The following is a 17,250-nucleotide window of genomic DNA, read 5'->3' on the forward strand; positions in this document are numbered from 1 at the left end:
ACTAATCACGAAAGATCAACACGCCTTAGCGACTCTATTGACTACGCGGTAATGGAAAAAACAACAGAAGCTGCAATGGTAACATTAGATGCGGGATGGTCAGACGTAGGTAGTTGGTCATCCTTGTGGGAAACGGGTGATAAAGACGAAAACGGTAATGTCACCAAAGGCGATACGCTATTAGAAGGTACCAAAAACAGCTACGTAAATGCAGAACATAGTTTAGTGGCAGTTATTGGCTTGGAAGATGTTGTGGTTGTTGAAACCAAAGACGCTGTTATGGTGGCAAATAAGAAAGATGCCGAACATATCAAAACAGTGGTAAACAAACTGAAAGCTGAAAAACGCCCCGAGTTTGAATTCCACCGCGAAGTGTTTAGGCCTTGGGGAAGTTACGATTCAATCGACAATGGCGGGCGATTTAAAGTTAAACGCATAACCGTGAAGCCAGGCGAAAAGCTATCTGTACAAATGCATCACCATAGAGCTGAGCATTGGGTGGTAGTGTCTGGTACTGCTAATGTGACCATTGGTGATGAAACGCAAATGCTAACAGAAAACGAGTCGGTCTACATTCCTATCGGCGCGGTTCACGCGTTAGAAAACCCAGGAAAGATTCCACTGGAACTCATTGAGGTACAATCGGGCGCTTACCTTGGAGAGGACGACATTGTTCGTTTTTCTGATAGGTATGGGCGCTCTGACAAATAAGTAAGAAATTTGAAGGAAACAAGCTTGAATTCCATTAGGACAAAAATTATTGCAGTTGCAAAGGATGAAGGCGCATATTTAGCTGAATGGATCTTCCATCATTTGTATAAAGGTTTCGATGAAATCGAAATTTTGATAAACAGAACTACAGACAATAGCCGAGAAATTGTTGAACGCATAAGCAAAAGGTTTCCACAAGTATCGTATACAAATTCTGATTTTGTTGATTGGGTACCAGGCTCTGCGAATAAAAAGTTTCAATATCTTGCATACGCAAATGCTTTAGAGCGTACGTTGAACGATACAAATAAATGTGTCACCCACATCATGTTTTTAGATATCGATGAATTTTGGGTACACGAAGACGTTTCGGTAACGATATCTGATTATCTTGGAACCGTTCCTCAAGGTGAAGGAGTCTCATTCTCATGGTTGAATGAATACCCAAAAGCAAACGCATTCGAAATGCTGGATAATACATTTATTGGCGAGCGCTCTAGATTAGTAAAATCGATTTTTCCTGTAACTAACGGAATTAAAAAAGTCCGGTTGCACCAACCTTTACTAAAACAAAACCGTTACATCAACGTTGATACTACACCATGGGAAGAAGATCCCAACATTTCTGAGCATTCAAAGAAAAGTATCTATAGCCCAGCATTTATATGTCATCGACTTTTCAGGTCACCGATGGAATATGTGTCGACATTAGCTACCGGTAGAATGTCTGGTGCTGAAATTCCGTTCAAAACAAACAGACATGGCCTTCCAAGAGCTAGAAAGGAGAGCCTAGTAACCGTAGTACTTGAGCACGAACAATGGCTGAGCTATGAGTCAAAACGGCGTGAATTTATGGAAGAACTTGATCTTGAGCAGCTCCGCTTGAAGTCACAAAAGTTTGTTGAGGAGCGGTATCTTAAGAGTATCTCTTACCTATCTTCTTTTTTGTCAACTCACCATAAGCCGCTGCTTAAACTGTTTGCTAACGTCAGCTGTAAGGAAGTAGAAAATGCATTTATCAAGCATCATGACGAACTAGTATCATCATATGTAAATAATGTTGAGAAAATAAGAGACCTCGCCATTTCTTGCGAGCACTACTCTCTTAAAGAAGCTCGTAGACTTATGCAAATGGCTCTAAAGCTGCGTCCAGAAGGACCGAGAATAATTGAGAAGCTTAAATATTATGACAATGAACTTGCAAACAGTGGTATTTGCTAAGTACGCTTAAAACAGGGTCAGAGTCTTGACTCTGACCCCATAATTTATGTTTAATCAGCGTTGAACAAGTCGCGGCTGTATACTTTATCTAGTACGTCTTCGATATCGCCCGTTACACGGTTGGCTACGATAACGTCAGAAATTTTCTTAAATTCTTCTAGGTCATTTACAACACGAGAGCGGAAGAACTCTTCTTCTTTAAGTACTGGCTCGTAAACCACAACCTCAATACCTTTCGCCTTAATACGCTTCATGATGCCTTGAATAGCACTGGCGCGGAAATTGTCTGAACCGGTCTTCATTATAAGGCGGTATATGCCAACAATCTTAGGGCCACGGCTTACGATTGAATCAGCAATAAAATCTTTACGGGTGCGGTTGGCATCTACAATGGCCTGAATCATGTTATTCGGCACTTCACTGTAGTTAGCCAGTAACTGCTTAGTATCTTTAGGCAAGCAGTAACCACCATAGCCGAAGCTTGGGTTGTTGTAATGCTTACCAATGCGAGGGTCTAAGCCTACACCTTCAATAATTTGTTTGGTGTCTAAACCGTTTCGTTCTGCATAGCTATCCAACTCATTAAAATAAGCCACACGCATTGCTAAGTATGTGTTGGCGAATAGCTTAATCGCTTCAGCTTCAGTGCTGTCGGTAAACAACACATCAATATCTTCTTTTATAGCACCTTGTTGAAGTAACTTAGCAAACACTTCTGCACGCTCGCTACGCTCGCCCACAATAATACGGCTAGGGTGAAGGTTATCGTAAAGTGCTTTACCTTCACGTAAGAACTCTGGAGAGAAGATTAGGTTTTCGGTACCGAAGCGTGCTTTTGCGTCTTTAGTGAACCCTACTGGCACGGTCGATTTAACAACCATCACGGCATTAGGGTTAATTTCCATTACCGTTTTGATAACCGCTTCTACACTACCTGTGTTGAAGTAGTTTGTTTGTGGGTCGTAATCGGTTGGTGTTGCAATAATAACGTAGTCTGCGTCTTTATACGCTAGTTGTGCATCTAACGTAGCTTCAAGGTTAAGCTCTTTTGTCGCTAGATATTCTGAAATCTCTTTGTCTTCAATTGGAGACGCTTTTTTATTAAGCATTTCGACTTTTTCAGGTACCAAATCGACCGCTTTCACTTCATTGTGTTGTGCTAGTAGCACTGCGTTAGATAAGCCTACGTACCCCGTACCAGCTACTGCTATTTTGTATTTGCTCATTGTTGATTCCATTTATCTAACAAGTTCCAACTTTCTAATTTATTTAAAGCTATTTCTAACTTGAAAACTCTTCTTTCGATTTGATGGAAAAGTTCTCACGCATAAGTGTAAGGTTTGGGCTATACGCGGGGTCATGCTGTATATACTTGCCCCACTGTTGTTTTAAAAATTCTAGTTCGCGATTAAACCTTGCTGCTTTTTCCGGCGCGTGGTCTAACCCTCTACTCACCGACTCATGATGATATAGCTCGGCTTCAGCGCAGTAAACATTTCGTACACCGGTCTCTCTGACTCGCAGGCAAAAGTCTACGTCATTAAAGGCTACGGTTAGATCTTTTTCATTCAATCCGTTAACGTCTACAAACAACGATTTCTTTACTAACAAACAAGCCGCCGTAACTGCAGAGTAATTCTGCGTTGCAATTAAACGCTTCATATACCCAGGGTGATACCTCGGGAAATATTTATGTGCATGGCCTGCACCACCACCGTACCCGAGTACAACGCCAGCATGCTGTATTCTGCCATCAGAGTACAACAGTTTAGCCCCAACACACCCAATATCGTCCCGTGCCGCATGCCCTACCATGCTTGATAGCCAATGAGGGTTTATTACTTCAATATCATTATTGATAAGCCCTATTATCGAACTAGTTTTACAAGCATGTTGTACGCCAAAATTGTTAATAGCGGAATAATTGAATGCTCCAGGGTAACGAAGAACACGGATTTTGGAGTGCTTCTCTAACTTAGCAAAATAGTCGAGACTTTCTTTTTCATCAGATCCATTATCGATGAGCAATATTTCATAATTTTGATATACGGTTTTATTTAATATCGAATCGATACAAGCTTTAACGAGCGCTTTGCCATTTTTAGTAGGAATAATAAGAGAGACTAAAGGCTCTGATTCAACAGGCCATTGGATAGTATTTACAGCGAGTTCTTCGTTATAAGATGGCGTCGCAGAAGTAAAACATTCTATAACCGTTCTTATATCTGCCAGAGCCTCAAGCGTAATCTTTTTATTAGGTGAGCGATGAATTAGTGTATACGGAACATGTTCAACTGATAAATGCGGCAGTTTTATCCATAACTCTGTAACTAGCCCTGCAACTGTCAAAGCGCTTACCGCACTTTGTTTCACCAAAGCAGCGTTACACATTACGCCTGTAAAAATATACCCCGTAGAAAGTTGAAGGTCAGGATTCCAGTCGGGCAAAAAGTGAGGAGAGACTCTTCGATCTTTAGCGTCAATCCTATCTGTATCACAGTAAACAATATCGGCGCCATTGTCGCATTTTAGAAACGTTTCAAAAGACTCTTTGTTTATCGTATCTCCGCTATTTAAAAGCAAAAGCCGCGTCGATTCAGATAAATCATCCACCGCTTCAGAAACTGTTGCGGCATAACGCACTGACTCGTCAACACTGCTTTCAGCTACCACGCAAATACGTTCATAGTTTACGCCTACCCGGTTAAGCGAATCTAACGTTAAAGATAGATTTTTTGCCCCAAAGATAAGCGCGTGAATTTCGCGACCATTTTTGTCAATAGAAGCCAGCTCTTGGAAGTACTGCGCCTGCTGTTTGAGGTAAGCACTATACAAAGCCATACGTTTTTTTTCAGAAGGGAAGCCGTAAAAAAGGCCTGAACGCTGTAAAGAGCGGCTATAAAACTCAGTGAGTTTATGGTTGCTTTTCAGCTTGTTTCTTACCGCTTTAGGTACTAAACCAACAGCCCCTTTAACGGTTAACATGGCCAATTTCTTCATACAGCTAATTGAATCCCTAACAGCGATATCTAACAACACACCAACAAAAAAAGCCGCAATTTTGCGGCTTTTTATTATATCACGAATTAAAGTGCCAAGTATCAGCTACCTGTACCTAAGCGCTCACCTTGGTAACTACCGTCAAGCACCGCTTTCCACCAGCCTTCATTTGCTAAATACCATTCAACGGTTTTACGAATACCACTTTCAAAGGTTTCTTGTGGCTTCCATCCTAGCTCACGCTCAATTTTGCTAGCATCAATGGCATAGCGCATATCATGCCCTGGGCGGTCTTGAACGTAAGTGATTTGCTCGGCGTATTTACTATCTTTCGGCTTAACTTCATCCAAAATAGCGCAAATGGTTTGCACCACTTCAATGTTCTGCTTTTCGTTGTGCCCACCAATGTTATAAGTTTCGCCTATCTCGCCATTAAGCGCTACTACAACTAGCGCTCGCGCATGGTCTTCCACATACAACCAATCACGTATTTGGTTACCTTTGCCATAAACAGGCAGTGGCTTTCCAGCTAGCGCATTTAGAATAACTAATGGAATAAGCTTTTCAGGAAAATGATACGGGCCGTAATTATTCGAGCAGTTAGTTACAAGCGTTGGCAACTTGTATGTGCGAAGCCACGAACGAACAAGCTGATCTGAACTTGCTTTACTCGCAGAGTAAGGCGAGCTTGGTGCATACGGTGTAGTTTCTGTAAACAATGGAAGCTCAGTTCCTGGCTCTACTTCATCCGGGTGAGGAAGATCGCCGTATACTTCATCAGTAGAAATGTGATGGAACTTAAACCCGGCTTTTTTATCGCCTTCAAGTGCTGACCAGTATGCTCTTGCTTGTTCAAGCAAGGTATACGTGCCTACTACATTAGTTTGAATAAACTCGCCTGGACCATCAATTGAACGGTCTACATGAGATTCAGCCGCAAGGTGCATAATGATATCTGGCTGGTGCGTGTTGAACACGCGCTTTACTTCATCAGCATCACAAATATCAACTTGCTCAAAACTGTAACGGTCGCTGTCTGACACTGAAACTAGCGACTCTAAGTTGCCCGCGTATGTTAGCTTATCTAAATTCACCACGGTATGGTCAGTGTCGTTTATAAGATGACGAACTACTGCAGAGCCAATAAAACCCGCGCCACCTGTTACTAAAATAGTTTTACTCATTTTCTTTTACCAAAAATATAATTCTGTTATTGCCGATTAGGCTTTCAGTTCGTCTAACATGCAGGCTAACTGCTTACGCCAGTGGGTAGGCTTGCACGACGCAAATGCTTCCCGCGCAGTTTGCTTATCTAATACGCTGTAATGAGGGCGCTTCGCAGGCGTTGGGTACTGGCTGGACGGAATAGGCAATACTGGAATTGATTTATCTAGCAACCCTTTTTCAACGCCTAGCTCTTGAATAGCTAGCGCAAAATCGTACCAGCTTGCTACACCTTCATCGGTCCAGTGGTAAACACCGGCTGTTTTATTTTCAGCGGCAGAAACACAAGCTTCAGCCAAACCTTTCGCCCACGTAGGCGTACCGACTTGATCATCTATTACGCCCAACTGGGGTTTATCTGCCATTAAGCGCAGCATGGTTTTCACAAAGTTATTCCCATGCGATGAATACACCCAAGCCGTGCGGATTAAGCAGCTAGCTTCTGGCAGTGTTTCAAGCAGCGCTTGCTCACCTTCAGCCTTTGATTTGCCATACGCACCTTGCGGCTCAATTGGGTCATCAGTTAAGTAAGGCGAGCCTTTATGACCATTAAAGACATAGTCGGTAGACACATGCACCATAAACGCGCCGTTAGCTTTACAAAAACTAGCTAAATTCTTAACGGCAAGCGTATTAATAGCGCTACACGCTTCGGTATCTTCTTCGGCTTTATCAACAGCTGTATAAGCAGACGCGTTTATCAAAATATCAACTGATAAAGACGTTAAAGTAGCGTCAATACTATCGCTACTCGTAATATCAATATCATCGCGCCCTAAAAACGTTATATGGTGATCGCTATTTTTAAGCGTTCGAGAAAGCTCAAACGCCAGCTGCCCAGACTTACCTATAATTACAATATTCATTTATCGCTAGTACCTAATGACGATTAAAATGTAGGCGCGTCTACAAATGCCACCCCAGCTTCATCCTTACCTGATAAAGAAGGCTTTTCACCATTTACTAAAGGCCAGTCAATATTTAACGTTGGGTCGTCATACTTGACCGATATTTCAGATTCTGGGTGATAATAGTCTGTGCACTTATACACGAACTCAGCAGATTCGCTGGTTACGTAGAAACCGTGGGCAAAGCCTGCAGGAACCCACAACTGACGCTTGTTTTCAGCAGACAAAGTAACGCCTACCCACTTACCGTAAGTAGGTGAGTTCTTACGCATATCTACGGCTACATCGTACACTTCACCGCTAACTACACGTACCAATTTGCCTTGAGTTTGCTCCATTTGATAATGAAGACCGCGCAGAATACCTTGGCTAGATTTAGAGTGGTTATCTTGAACAAAATCTACATCCGCGCACTCTTTTTTAAACCAGTCTGTACGAAAGGTTTCTAGAAAAAAACCTCGCTCATCGCCAAATACTTTTGGTTCGATGATTTTAACGTCAGGGATATCTGTACTAATTGCTTGCATAGAAAAAATATATCCGTTCTTGATATTTATTTAACGCGGTCGTGAATAACTTTCAGCAAGTAATCACCGTAACCGCTCTTCTTAAGTGGCGCTGCTAGCTTTTCTAGTTGTTCAGCATCAATGTATCCCATTCGGAATGCCACTTCTTCTGGGCAGCACACTTTCAACCCTTGACGCTTTTCAATAGCGGCAACGAAGTTTGCTGCATCAAGCAATGAATCGAGCGTACCTGTATCTAGCCAAGCAGAACCCCGCCCCATCAACTCAACTTTAAGTGAGCCATCTTGAAGATATAGGTTGTTCAAATCGGTAATTTCTAACTCACCGCGATGCGAAGGTTTAACTTCTTTCGCAAAGTCTACTACACGGTTGTCGTAGTAATATAAACCCGTCACTGCATAGTTAGACTTAGCAACTTCAGGCTTTTCTTCTATTGAAAGCGCGTTCCAATTTTCATCGAAGTCTACAACACCGTAACGCTCTGGGTCGTGCACATGATAGCCAAATACCGTAGCGCCATGCTCTTGTTTGAATGCATTTTGTAACGATATTTTCAGGTCGTGACCATAGTAAATATTATCACCTAGTACCAATGAGCAGCTGTCGTTGCCAATGAAGTCTTCGCCAATTAAAAATGCTTGAGCTAAACCATCGGGCGATGGCTGAACCGCATATTGAATATTCATACCCAAAGACGAACCATCACCGATAAGGTCGATAAAACGCTGCTGCTCTTCGGGAGTGGTTATGATGAGAACATCTCTGATACCCGACATCATAAGGGTAGTAAGCGGATAGTAAATCATCGGCTTGTCGTATACAGGCATTAACTGTTTACTGACTACTTTCGTTAATGGGTGCAGGCGAGTACCTGACCCACCCGCTAGAATTATTCCTTTTCTCATACAAAGCCTTTGTTCTATAAATTTTTGCTATACGATAGTATTATCAAGCTATGGTAACGAAATTTTACGCTCAAGCCCAGCCTGAAACAACCTTCAAATCTGTTGAGCATCAGTCGATAAATAAACACTAAGCAAATTAATAATTAAACGTTGGAATTCATGAGTAAAAGAACCTTGTATCTTCACATTGGATGTGAAAAAACTGGAACAACGAGCATTCAAAATGTTTTAGCAGACAACCGTCAAGCGCTATTGAAGCAGGGAATCTTTTATCCTGAATTGGGCAAGTTGAAATTTGCGCAACTTTTGTTGCCTGCAGCACTTCAGCCCTTTGATTATCCCGACAAGCCTAGGGCTGACTATTACCCTGGCAACGAAGCAATTGACCCAGATTCAGTTTGGAACAGCTTCATTGATTTAGCCAAAACGAATACTGACAAAGACATCATTATAAGTGCGGAACACTTCAGCTCTAGAACAAAAGACAAAGGGCTTACTTACCTTAAAGCGAAACTGAATCAGTTATCCTCGCTCTTCAACATAAAGATAATTATATTCCTGCGTCGTCAAGATAAGTTTATGGAATCGAGTTACTCGACAATTATAAAGGCGGGAGGAAACATTGGTTTCGATGCTTTTTTCGAAAGCCACATAAAACTAAGAGAGCGCTACGACTTTTCATTACTCCTTAATCGGTGGTCATCGTTTTTCGATAAATCGTCGCTAGTAGTAAAAGACTATGAAACAGAGGTGCAACAAAAAGGTCTGCTTAATTCTTTTTTCGATGTTACAGGGATAGATGGAAGTGCCTTGCAACTTAAAAGTGAGAATCAGAACCTTTCGTGGCCAGCTAGCGTTATCGAACTTGCCCGCCTTTGCAACACTCCCAAGATTAGCCCAATCCTTGCAAATCAGCGAGTATTGTTTCTTGATGCGGTTACTAGAAGCCTTCCGCCAGAGGGAAAAAAACAAGTCTACCGCTTTAGTAAAGAAAGGCGCGACGAAATTTTAAAATTTTACAAAGCATCGAATAAGGAAGTAGAAGCAGCGTACTTCGAAGGCAAGCCTTTGTTCAGCGAACTCACTGTTGAGGAGTCGAAGGGTACTGCATTAAATAACGAAACTAATATTTCAAAGCGAGATATAGCCGAATTATTCAGTCGTTTTTATATGAAACACAAAGAGTTTTTAAATTAAGTTGGGTTGAGGTAAAAATTGAATTTTACGATGTAAATCAAGACGATGAAAATGACATGATCGTAAACAGTATCACAACATCCCCTCTTTACCGAAAAGTAACGATAATAAGCGGCGAAGACTTTTCAGAACTAAGCTCCACTACATTTTAGATCGAAAGTCACGCTGTTATCGTTGCTGTCATTTGCGGAAAAAATAAACCCCTCACTTAGGAGGGGTTTATCACTAATTTCAAGCCACTATCCAAGCGGGCTTATTTGTGTAACAAGCTAATTATTTAATCAACTAATTGGTAAGTACTATCACCGCTCTTCGTCTTCCCATAAACAACAATGGTGGGCGTTCCATCAAAGTCAACGTCGCCAATTAGCTCAATAGACGGCTTTTCACTCCAGTCACTTCCCAAATTAACAGACGAATAAATACCATTTGAAGCATTACCATCTTTGATATTTAACTCGTAATTACCGTTGCTTCTTAGGCCAAATAAGAGTACTTCACTAATACTATCATTGGTTAAATCACCCACCACTTCGAATGTGACCTCAGTCCAATTACTTGGCCAGCCGTAGTTCACTAGCGTGTTCGACCGGCTTACACCATCACGCACTGTTAACTGATACCGACCTGCACTTGTTCTAAAACCACCAACAGCGAGTTCGTCAACATTGTCACCTGTAAAGTCAGGAATAATGTGGAATGAAGTAGACTCTAAGTCTTCTGGCCATGTGTAAATACCTAATGAGCCAGATGTTGACACACCACTTTTGGTAAACAACTGAGGTTTATTGTCATCTTTTCTGGTTCCAAACATCCCCCAATCATCTTCTCCATCACCATTTATATCTGAAAGACGATGCCAACTTACGTTAGACCACTTATTGGCAAAATTGTATGCCCGAAGTTTACTTCTAGAGTCGGTGCCATCAGTAATTTTAATTTGAACTTTACCGTTTCGCTCAATCTCTCCAAACAGCCCCACTTCATCTACACCATCACCGTTTACGTCACTCAATCGATAAAACTGGGGTTTTTTAAATAAGTTAGGGTATCCATAGGTGGTTACGTTGTTACCTGAAACAGCGTCCTTAACAAATAGCTGGGGGCGAGCGCCTTCAACAATAAATCGGCCTTGCATACCAAAGTCTCGAACACCATCGCCTGTTACATCGTCTAATACAACTAGAGATGTTTCTAACCAGTTTGCTGCCCAGTTATAAACATTAACACGGTTCCCTGTCATGCTATCTTTAACAAATAGCTGTGGTTTAATAACAGCGTTACCTAGCGCATCTTCTGTATTCAGCATGCCGAATATACCAATCTCTAAGCTACCGTTGTTATTGATGTCATCAAGAATATAAGCCTGTACATCTTGATACGGTCCTTGCCAATTTACGGTATGAGACAAAGTATTGTCAGCCCCACTCATAACCGATGCTGACACAACACCATCTTCAACTTTTATTAATGCAAAATCATCTGCACCATCATTATTGATGTCACCAAGGCGAAGAACATCTACAAGGCCCGATTGAACTTCATTAAATTTTGAAGGCCAATTGTCTAATCTGTCGACAAGGCCATCCCCATCGCTATCGTCACTTAAGGGGTCAAGACCAAGAGCAAGTTCAACGCTATCCAGCAGGTTATCGAAGTCTGTATCTTTAGGATCGCGAATATCAGGCGACAATCCATTCAGATATTCCTGCAAATTGGTATAACCATCACCATCAAGATCATCATCGGCGTCTGATGAATCTAGCCAATTTGCTAAGTGTGAGTAACGCAGTTCCCAAAAGTCTGGGATCCCATCTCCATCACTGTCATGGTTTGTATCGATTTCATACGTGTTACCTACACCGTACGAGATATTAATAACAGCGGGAGACATTCCCTGCGAACTGTGATCAGCATACAGTGTTGAAGTAACGACAGCTCCTGCCAATGCACGATTACTATTAGTTAGAAGCGATGGTGCGATAGATACCGCGGCTTCAGACTGACCGCTCATGTTGGCTAAGTCCCACTTCACCCAATCTCTGAAGTAACACGTTGAACTGGTTGTACACGAGCCACCTTCAATATCTCTGCTGTAAACAAAGGCTCCCGCAGGAGGCATATAGTACAGCTCAACATCTGCCAATTCAGTAAGCTTATTGTTGTTTACGCCTATCGAAACTTGCATCTGAGCACCTTGCAGAAGCGGGTATCCCACAGTTTGAGATGCACTAAGTGAAAGTTGGCGCCCTTGAATAACATTAACTGCTGAAGCAACTGCCATCGTTCTTGTTGCGGTATTAGTAACAATTCTGCTGTGAGTTTGTATAACATCTCCTGCTACTAAACTATCATCAGTTTTTAGTTTTAAGGAAAGCTGATGCCAATTACCCGCAGGCATATTACCTAATGGCCAATAAACAATGTTATCAATGACTTCATAAACGCCACTAGCACTTACAAACTCTGCATTACTGGGAATAGTAAGCTGCAACATCGCGCTCTCTACTATTCCTTCGCTAGGGTTACCAAGCACAATATCGAAGTCGATTTCGCCGCCGGCTGTAACATGGTGGCTTGCAGTATTGAGAGAAAGGTTTGGCAGAGAGCCCCCCAGTTCACTGGTGTATAAAAGCGCTGGGGTAGCTGACTGCACATAATCAGCAGTAGAGCTTTCTAACATAGCATGACTAACTGACACCCCCCCCGCTTCTGGGTTATAGCCATAAAAGGGGACTATAACAACTCTTGTTTCCCCGGGATCCAACTCTCCAAATTCATAGACTGTGCGATCATTCGCATACTTGGTCGAGCTGCCTAGTTGAGGGATAGAACTATTAGTATGAAACCTAGAGTAATTCCCAGCTTGAATTGTCAAAGCAACATCAGCATGACTAACTGTGTCAGTATTGCTAATAGTGTAACGTGTTAAGCCTTGGTTATATGAAATATCAAGCTGTAATGGGGTTTCATCTTTAACCACTAAACTCTCGCTACTTCGCGTTAGCGATTCACTTCCTTGAAGTATGCTTGACGAGACAACCAATGTTTCACCGTTAGTTGCAGAATCATTTAAAGTTGCAGTGAAACTGCGTTTTGCAGCATAGCCAGCTGTTAGTGTAGATAGCTCCCATTGAAGTGTATCGCCATTCAAACTTCCTCCATCAGCAATGCTATCTATTGTCAGCCCCTGTGGAATATCTATTTGGAGCACGAGGTTTTGCATATTGGTATCAGATTCATTTCCGTATGAGACTTCAAAGGATACAGCCTCTCCTTTCGCCACTACGGAGTGAGACGCAGACAGATGACTACTGATAGTGCGCTCACCATCGTAAGAGAAAGTTGTTCTGGCGCTTTGAATAAAATTATCAAGGCTATCTGAAAGAACCGCATTTTTAACCCACGGTTTACCGTCAACCTGCTGATATGTATTCAAGGGTAAGAAAATAACCTTCGATTCTCCAGGCGCGATACTGTCAAAGTCGAACTTTATCCAGTCTGTGGCGTAATACGTATTGTTATTTATATAAGGATACGTTTGTGTACCGTACACTCGTTCACCAGCATCAACTGATACCGCTAGTTGGACATCCGTTCTCGTTGTGCTGCCTGGATTAGTAATTACATATTTACTGTATCCATAATGTGCGGGAGTTCGGCTATCGCCAGTGCTTGTTGACGTAAGCGTAAGTGGCATGGCATCTGAGACAACTAAAATTTCAGATGCGCGGGCAAATGTTTTGGCGCCATTCTGAAGTCGAGAGACTAGCTTGAACGCTTCGCCTTCCGTCAGATCATCATCCACTTTCACAGTAATAAACCGCTTAACTGACTCACCCGAGGCTATGCTGCCTAACTCCCAAAGAACATTAGAGCCATTGATAGTAGCCCCATTGCTAGCTGTTTGTGCTGTTACTTCTCCAGGAAGCTCTAAAGGTATTTCAAGGTTTTGAAGTGTAACCTCTCCAATATTTCCGATGCCTATTTCAAAAGTTACCAACTCTCCAGGCATCACTATTTGTTTATCTGTCGCTATTGTAAAAGAAACTGAATTAGTTTGACTATACAACGTTGAAGGCTTTGTGCCTTGCACGAATGCACTAATAGAGTCACTCACAATTGCATCACTGATCCACGGAGCTCCATCTGTTTGTCTATAGCCACTAACTGGAACAGTTAATATATATTCCTCACCAGGCGCCAAGCTACCAATATCAAACGTTGGCCAATTTGATGAATAGTAATACCCTGAATTTGGTGCTGCGGGGTAGCTATCGTTGCCCGCTATTCTCGAGCCTACAGATGGTGATATATCTAATTTCACATCTGTACGGGTGATGGCACTGGTGTTAGTTACTACATATCTTAGGTAGTTGAACTGCGCCGGTGAGCGAACGTCACCTATTTGAGCAACATATAAATCGAGAGGTCGTTCAGCGACCACTGACACTACTTCGCTAGATCTTGAAATTCCAAGACTGCCGTTGTGCAATGTTGCACTTGCCGACAGTAACGCGCCCGCAGAAATATCTTCAGGCGCTTTTACTTTCAAAAGTCTCTTTCCGCTATCTCGTCCGCTCAGCGTTCCTACTTCCCAATTTACTGAAGAGCCAGAAACCACACCGCTGTCGCTTGCCGAAACCACTTCGACTTCACTTGGTATATCTAATGAGATTACAACATTCTGATAAGCCGTATCAGTCAGGTTTCCAAAGCTTAATTCATACTCGAAAAACTCTCCTGCCTCTATTTTCTGCTTGTCCGCAGACACACTCATTCTGATTGATTGCTCGTCATTCCATAAAAATGTAGTGTTGTTCGATTGTAGGACTTCTCCGCTTTCATTTTGCAAAACAGAAAAGAAGTCAAATGGCACCCCATCTATTATTCGGTAAGCAGAGATGGGCACTAATACACTAGTTGATTCGCCAGGAAGAAGCTCCTCTACTTTTAAACCTGTCCAACGGTCTGAATAGACGGTGCTAGTAGATGAAGCCGCACTTGCAGGACGAACTCGCCCTAATTCAATTCGACTATATGCTCCAGGCTTAATATTCAATGTTGCATTAGAAAGAATTTCGTTGCTGTTGTTAACTACTGTAAACCTAATATCAGTTGCTTGGTCTGTCATGGACGTATCGCCGAAAACAGATACGGCAAAAGTACTAGTATTACTATTACGAACAATTACCATGCTCTCAGAAGTCTGAGATGCGCTTAAACTACTGTTTCGTGACCACGCAACGGAAGTTTTATAAATATCACCATTGCTTGCATCATTTGGCAGTTTTACTGTAAAAAACCGTTTTTCACCGCTTCCAGCACCAAGAACAGCTGAACTTTGCCATACCACTGTAGAGCCCTGAAGCGTACCACCGTTAGAAGCACTGACAAAACTCGTTCCTTGAGGCATAGTTGCCGTAATATAGCTTCCCGCAAAACCAGAGGAGCCAATATTTCCAACTGCAACCTCAAAGGTTAGTTCCTCACCCGCCTTGACAAATTCTTTGTCTGCCGCAGTTTTCAGTAATATGCTTTCTTCCTCAACATAACTAACTACCGATGATGCGGTTTCAGGTGAAGCATTACTACCATGGGTAACTGACGCAGACAACGTCATATCATTCCCGAAGTTATCATCAAAGGCATTGTTAGAATAAAGAAGGAAAACAAAGAGTTTAGTTTGTCCTTGGGTTAACGTACCCATATTGTAGCTGACCACACCATTACAATAACCACAGCTATATGCTGGCAACGAGCTATACCCTCTGAACTCGAGCCCAGTAGGTAAAGACAATGTGAGTGTTACATCATTTCGTGTTGTTGCATCGGTATTAGTTACCGCAACTTTATATATTAGATGGCCTTCTTCTCGCTTTATCTTGTTGTCGAGAGAAGTTTCTACTTCTAAAGCATTTACAAGCTGTACAGAGCTGGCAAGAAGCAAGAGAATTGATATACGTAGCCATATATTCATAGCACTACGATTGATAAAGAAAGATCTATAGCGGGAGCGTTCCATGATAACCCCTGTTTCCAGTAATCTATTATTAAGGTACTTAGGAGGGGTTAGCGACGCTTTAATGAAGCAAGTCATCGACTTGTACCACACTCCCTGTAATACAACACCGCCATCTGCTTTGTGACTGGCAGTAGGCGATACATCTGCTGATACTTCATTTACATCAAACGCCAACAGACTAAATATTAAACGGTATTAAATCAACAAAAATTCCCCTTTTAACTTAAAGCATCTCTACTTTGACAACTAAACACTTGTTACACTGTGCAAAATAAATTTCTTCGACGGTCTATGGAAAACGGCAAACACATCACTCACCTATCATCGGCACTTATTATTCCGCAAACACAGGAGTCTGATTTCGGAAGAAAGCCATTTTCGCGAGAGTATTTCGCTGCAGGTGTAATGCAAAACGGGAATGCAAGTAAATTCTTTGGGCACGAATACAGCAACACCATACTGCAAAATAGTAAGTTGCAAAGCGAAATAGTGAGTTCAACTTGTCATAAAGAACTTACAGGAACCTGGTTTTTCGCTGGTACTTTTGCACCTCATTTTGGGCACTTTATCGCTGAGAGCTGCCATCGCTTATGGGCATGGAGTCAATTAAAAGATCAGGTAGACGGATTAATTTTCCTTCCGCCTCCAAGGTTTAGCGACATGGGAAAATGGGGAACCTTTGTTTTTGATGTACTTGCCCTTTTTGGAATAGAAAAGTCTCAGGTAAAAATAGTTACAGATGTAACGGAGGTTGAAAACATTTACGTACCCGAACAAGGTGCGTCATTTCACGGTGATGTGAAGCCTTGGTATCAAAATTGGCTTGTCCAAAACCCGCTTGTTAAAAACTCTGAGCCAAATCCCTCTGCTAATAAAAAATTATTTATTTCAAGAAGAAACTACAAACTTAAAGGAAGAGTGGCGGGAATGGATGCTTTCGCCGACTTTTTAGTTGATCACGGGTACCAAGAAGTGTGCCCAGAAAACCTTGGTTTTGCAGAGCAACTTGCGGTGTTGGCATCTGCAGAGCGTATCATCTGGGAAGAAGGTAGCGCCGTGCACTTAATGGAGCTTTTACCGCAACAAGCAGCCAAGGCGGCGCTGATAATGCGCCGCCCTACTAACCCTAATATAAAGAACTTTCTTGAAAAAAAGTATTCTGACCTATACACCGACGATGAATTAATCATGGATCAGCGTGTTCAAAGCCGCGCGAATAATGCGCAAGCATACTTTGCCAATATTGATAAAACGGTAAAAGGGCTTAAACAAAATGGATTTATTGAAACCACTCATCACGTAGAAGAACTTAAGTACCGTGTTATTGCCGAAGAGTTAGAAGATGCCCGCAGTTACGTGAAAGCATTAAAAGTTTCATCGGAAGTAAGGAAAGGATACATTGGTAAGCTTCGACTACTTCAAAAGCTAAGACGTTTGGGTTTAGACAACCGACATTTATTGAAACGGGCGTTATTCAACAATGCGTTAAGAAACGGAAATAATGAGGTGGTTTAATTGAGTTGACCAGTCCA

At 42.1% G+C, this 17,250-nt stretch carries 11 protein-coding genes; 4 read left to right on the plus strand and 7 right to left on the minus strand.

The window, feature by feature from the left end:
- Positions 1-711: mannose-1-phosphate guanylyltransferase/mannose-6-phosphate isomerase (locus ACX5KA_RS10280; RefSeq protein WP_458731064.1), on the plus strand; the 711-nt coding region annotated here is incomplete at its 5' end.
- A gap of 24 nt (positions 712-735) precedes the next feature.
- A complete protein-coding gene (locus tag ACX5KA_RS10285; RefSeq protein ID WP_458731065.1) occupies positions 736-1,932 on the plus strand; it encodes a glycosyltransferase family 2 protein in 1,197 nt (398 codons plus the stop codon).
- A gap of 50 nt (positions 1,933-1,982) precedes the next feature.
- Here ACX5KA_RS10285 and ACX5KA_RS10290 read toward each other — a convergent pair whose 3' ends face one another.
- From ACX5KA_RS10290 to rfbA, 6 genes are all read right to left on the minus strand, one after another.
- The gene (locus ACX5KA_RS10290) at positions 1,983-3,170 is read right to left on the minus strand and encodes a nucleotide sugar dehydrogenase (RefSeq protein ID WP_458731066.1); all 1,188 of its coding nucleotides are present in this window, start codon (positions 3,168-3,170) and stop codon (positions 1,983-1,985) included.
- A gap of 43 nt (positions 3,171-3,213) precedes the next feature.
- Positions 3,214-4,932, minus strand: coding sequence for a glycosyltransferase family 2 protein (locus tag ACX5KA_RS10295; RefSeq protein ID WP_458731067.1), 1,719 nt, complete (start codon positions 4,930-4,932; stop codon positions 3,214-3,216).
- A 101-nt stretch (positions 4,933-5,033) separates the two neighbouring features.
- Positions 5,034-6,116: a dTDP-glucose 4,6-dehydratase gene (rfbB, locus tag ACX5KA_RS10300; protein WP_458731068.1), complete on the minus strand. Its 1,083-nt coding sequence runs from the start codon at positions 6,114-6,116 to the stop codon at positions 5,034-5,036.
- A 36-nt stretch (positions 6,117-6,152) separates the two neighbouring features.
- On the minus strand, positions 6,153-7,022 hold the full coding sequence (gene rfbD, locus ACX5KA_RS10305) for a dTDP-4-dehydrorhamnose reductase (RefSeq protein ID WP_458731069.1): 870 nt from the start codon (positions 7,020-7,022) through the stop codon (positions 6,153-6,155).
- Positions 7,023-7,045: 23 nt separating this feature from the next.
- Positions 7,046-7,591 (minus strand): dTDP-4-dehydrorhamnose 3,5-epimerase, encoded by a 546-nt coding sequence (rfbC, locus tag ACX5KA_RS10310; RefSeq protein ID WP_458731070.1) that lies wholly within the window; start codon positions 7,589-7,591, stop codon positions 7,046-7,048.
- Positions 7,592-7,617: 26 nt separating this feature from the next.
- A complete protein-coding gene (rfbA, locus tag ACX5KA_RS10315; protein ID WP_015068195.1) occupies positions 7,618-8,496 on the minus strand; it encodes a glucose-1-phosphate thymidylyltransferase RfbA in 879 nt (292 codons plus the stop codon).
- Between the two features lie 159 nt (positions 8,497-8,655).
- On the opposite strand from rfbA, the gene ACX5KA_RS10320 reads away from it, so the two are divergent.
- Complete coding sequence (locus ACX5KA_RS10320) at positions 8,656-9,693, plus strand: hypothetical protein (RefSeq protein ID WP_458731071.1); 1,038 nt, start codon at positions 8,656-8,658, stop codon at positions 9,691-9,693.
- Between the two features lie 277 nt (positions 9,694-9,970).
- Here the strand turns inward: ACX5KA_RS10320 and ACX5KA_RS10325 are convergent, their stop codons facing one another.
- Positions 9,971-15,892 (minus strand): COG1361 family protein, encoded by a 5,922-nt coding sequence (locus tag ACX5KA_RS10325; RefSeq protein WP_458731072.1) that lies wholly within the window; start codon positions 15,890-15,892, stop codon positions 9,971-9,973.
- Between the two features lie 117 nt (positions 15,893-16,009).
- Here ACX5KA_RS10325 and ACX5KA_RS10330 point away from each other — a divergent pair, with 117 nt between their 5' ends.
- Entirely contained in the window at positions 16,010-17,233 is a 1,224-nt protein-coding gene (locus ACX5KA_RS10330) for a glycosyltransferase family 61 protein (RefSeq protein ID WP_458731073.1), read from the plus strand.
- Positions 17,234-17,250: the final 17 nt, after the last annotated feature.

This window comes from Alteromonas alvinellae (assembly GCF_902705805.1).

Excerpts from the sequence above, each read along its gene's own strand:
- ACX5KA_RS10290 (WP_458731066.1), bottom strand. The coding sequence starts at position 3,170 with ATGGAATCAACAATGAGCAAATACAAAATAGCAGTAGCTGGTACGGGG.
- ACX5KA_RS10295 (WP_458731067.1), bottom strand. The coding sequence starts at position 4,932 with ATGAAGAAATTGGCCATGTTAACCGTTAAAGGGGCTGTTGGTTTAGTA.
- rfbB (WP_458731068.1), bottom strand. The coding sequence starts at position 6,116 with ATGAGTAAAACTATTTTAGTAACAGGTGGCGCGGGTTTTATTGGCTCT.
- rfbD (WP_458731069.1), bottom strand. The coding sequence starts at position 7,022 with ATGAATATTGTAATTATAGGTAAGTCTGGGCAGCTGGCGTTTGAGCTT.
- rfbC (WP_458731070.1), bottom strand. The coding sequence starts at position 7,591 with ATGCAAGCAATTAGTACAGATATCCCTGACGTTAAAATCATCGAACCA.
- rfbA (WP_015068195.1), bottom strand. The coding sequence starts at position 8,496 with ATGAGAAAAGGAATAATTCTAGCGGGTGGGTCAGGTACTCGCCTGCAC.
- ACX5KA_RS10320 (WP_458731071.1), top strand. The coding sequence starts at position 8,656 with ATGAGTAAAAGAACCTTGTATCTTCACATTGGATGTGAAAAAACTGGA.
- ACX5KA_RS10330 (WP_458731073.1), top strand. The coding sequence starts at position 16,010 with ATGGAAAACGGCAAACACATCACTCACCTATCATCGGCACTTATTATT.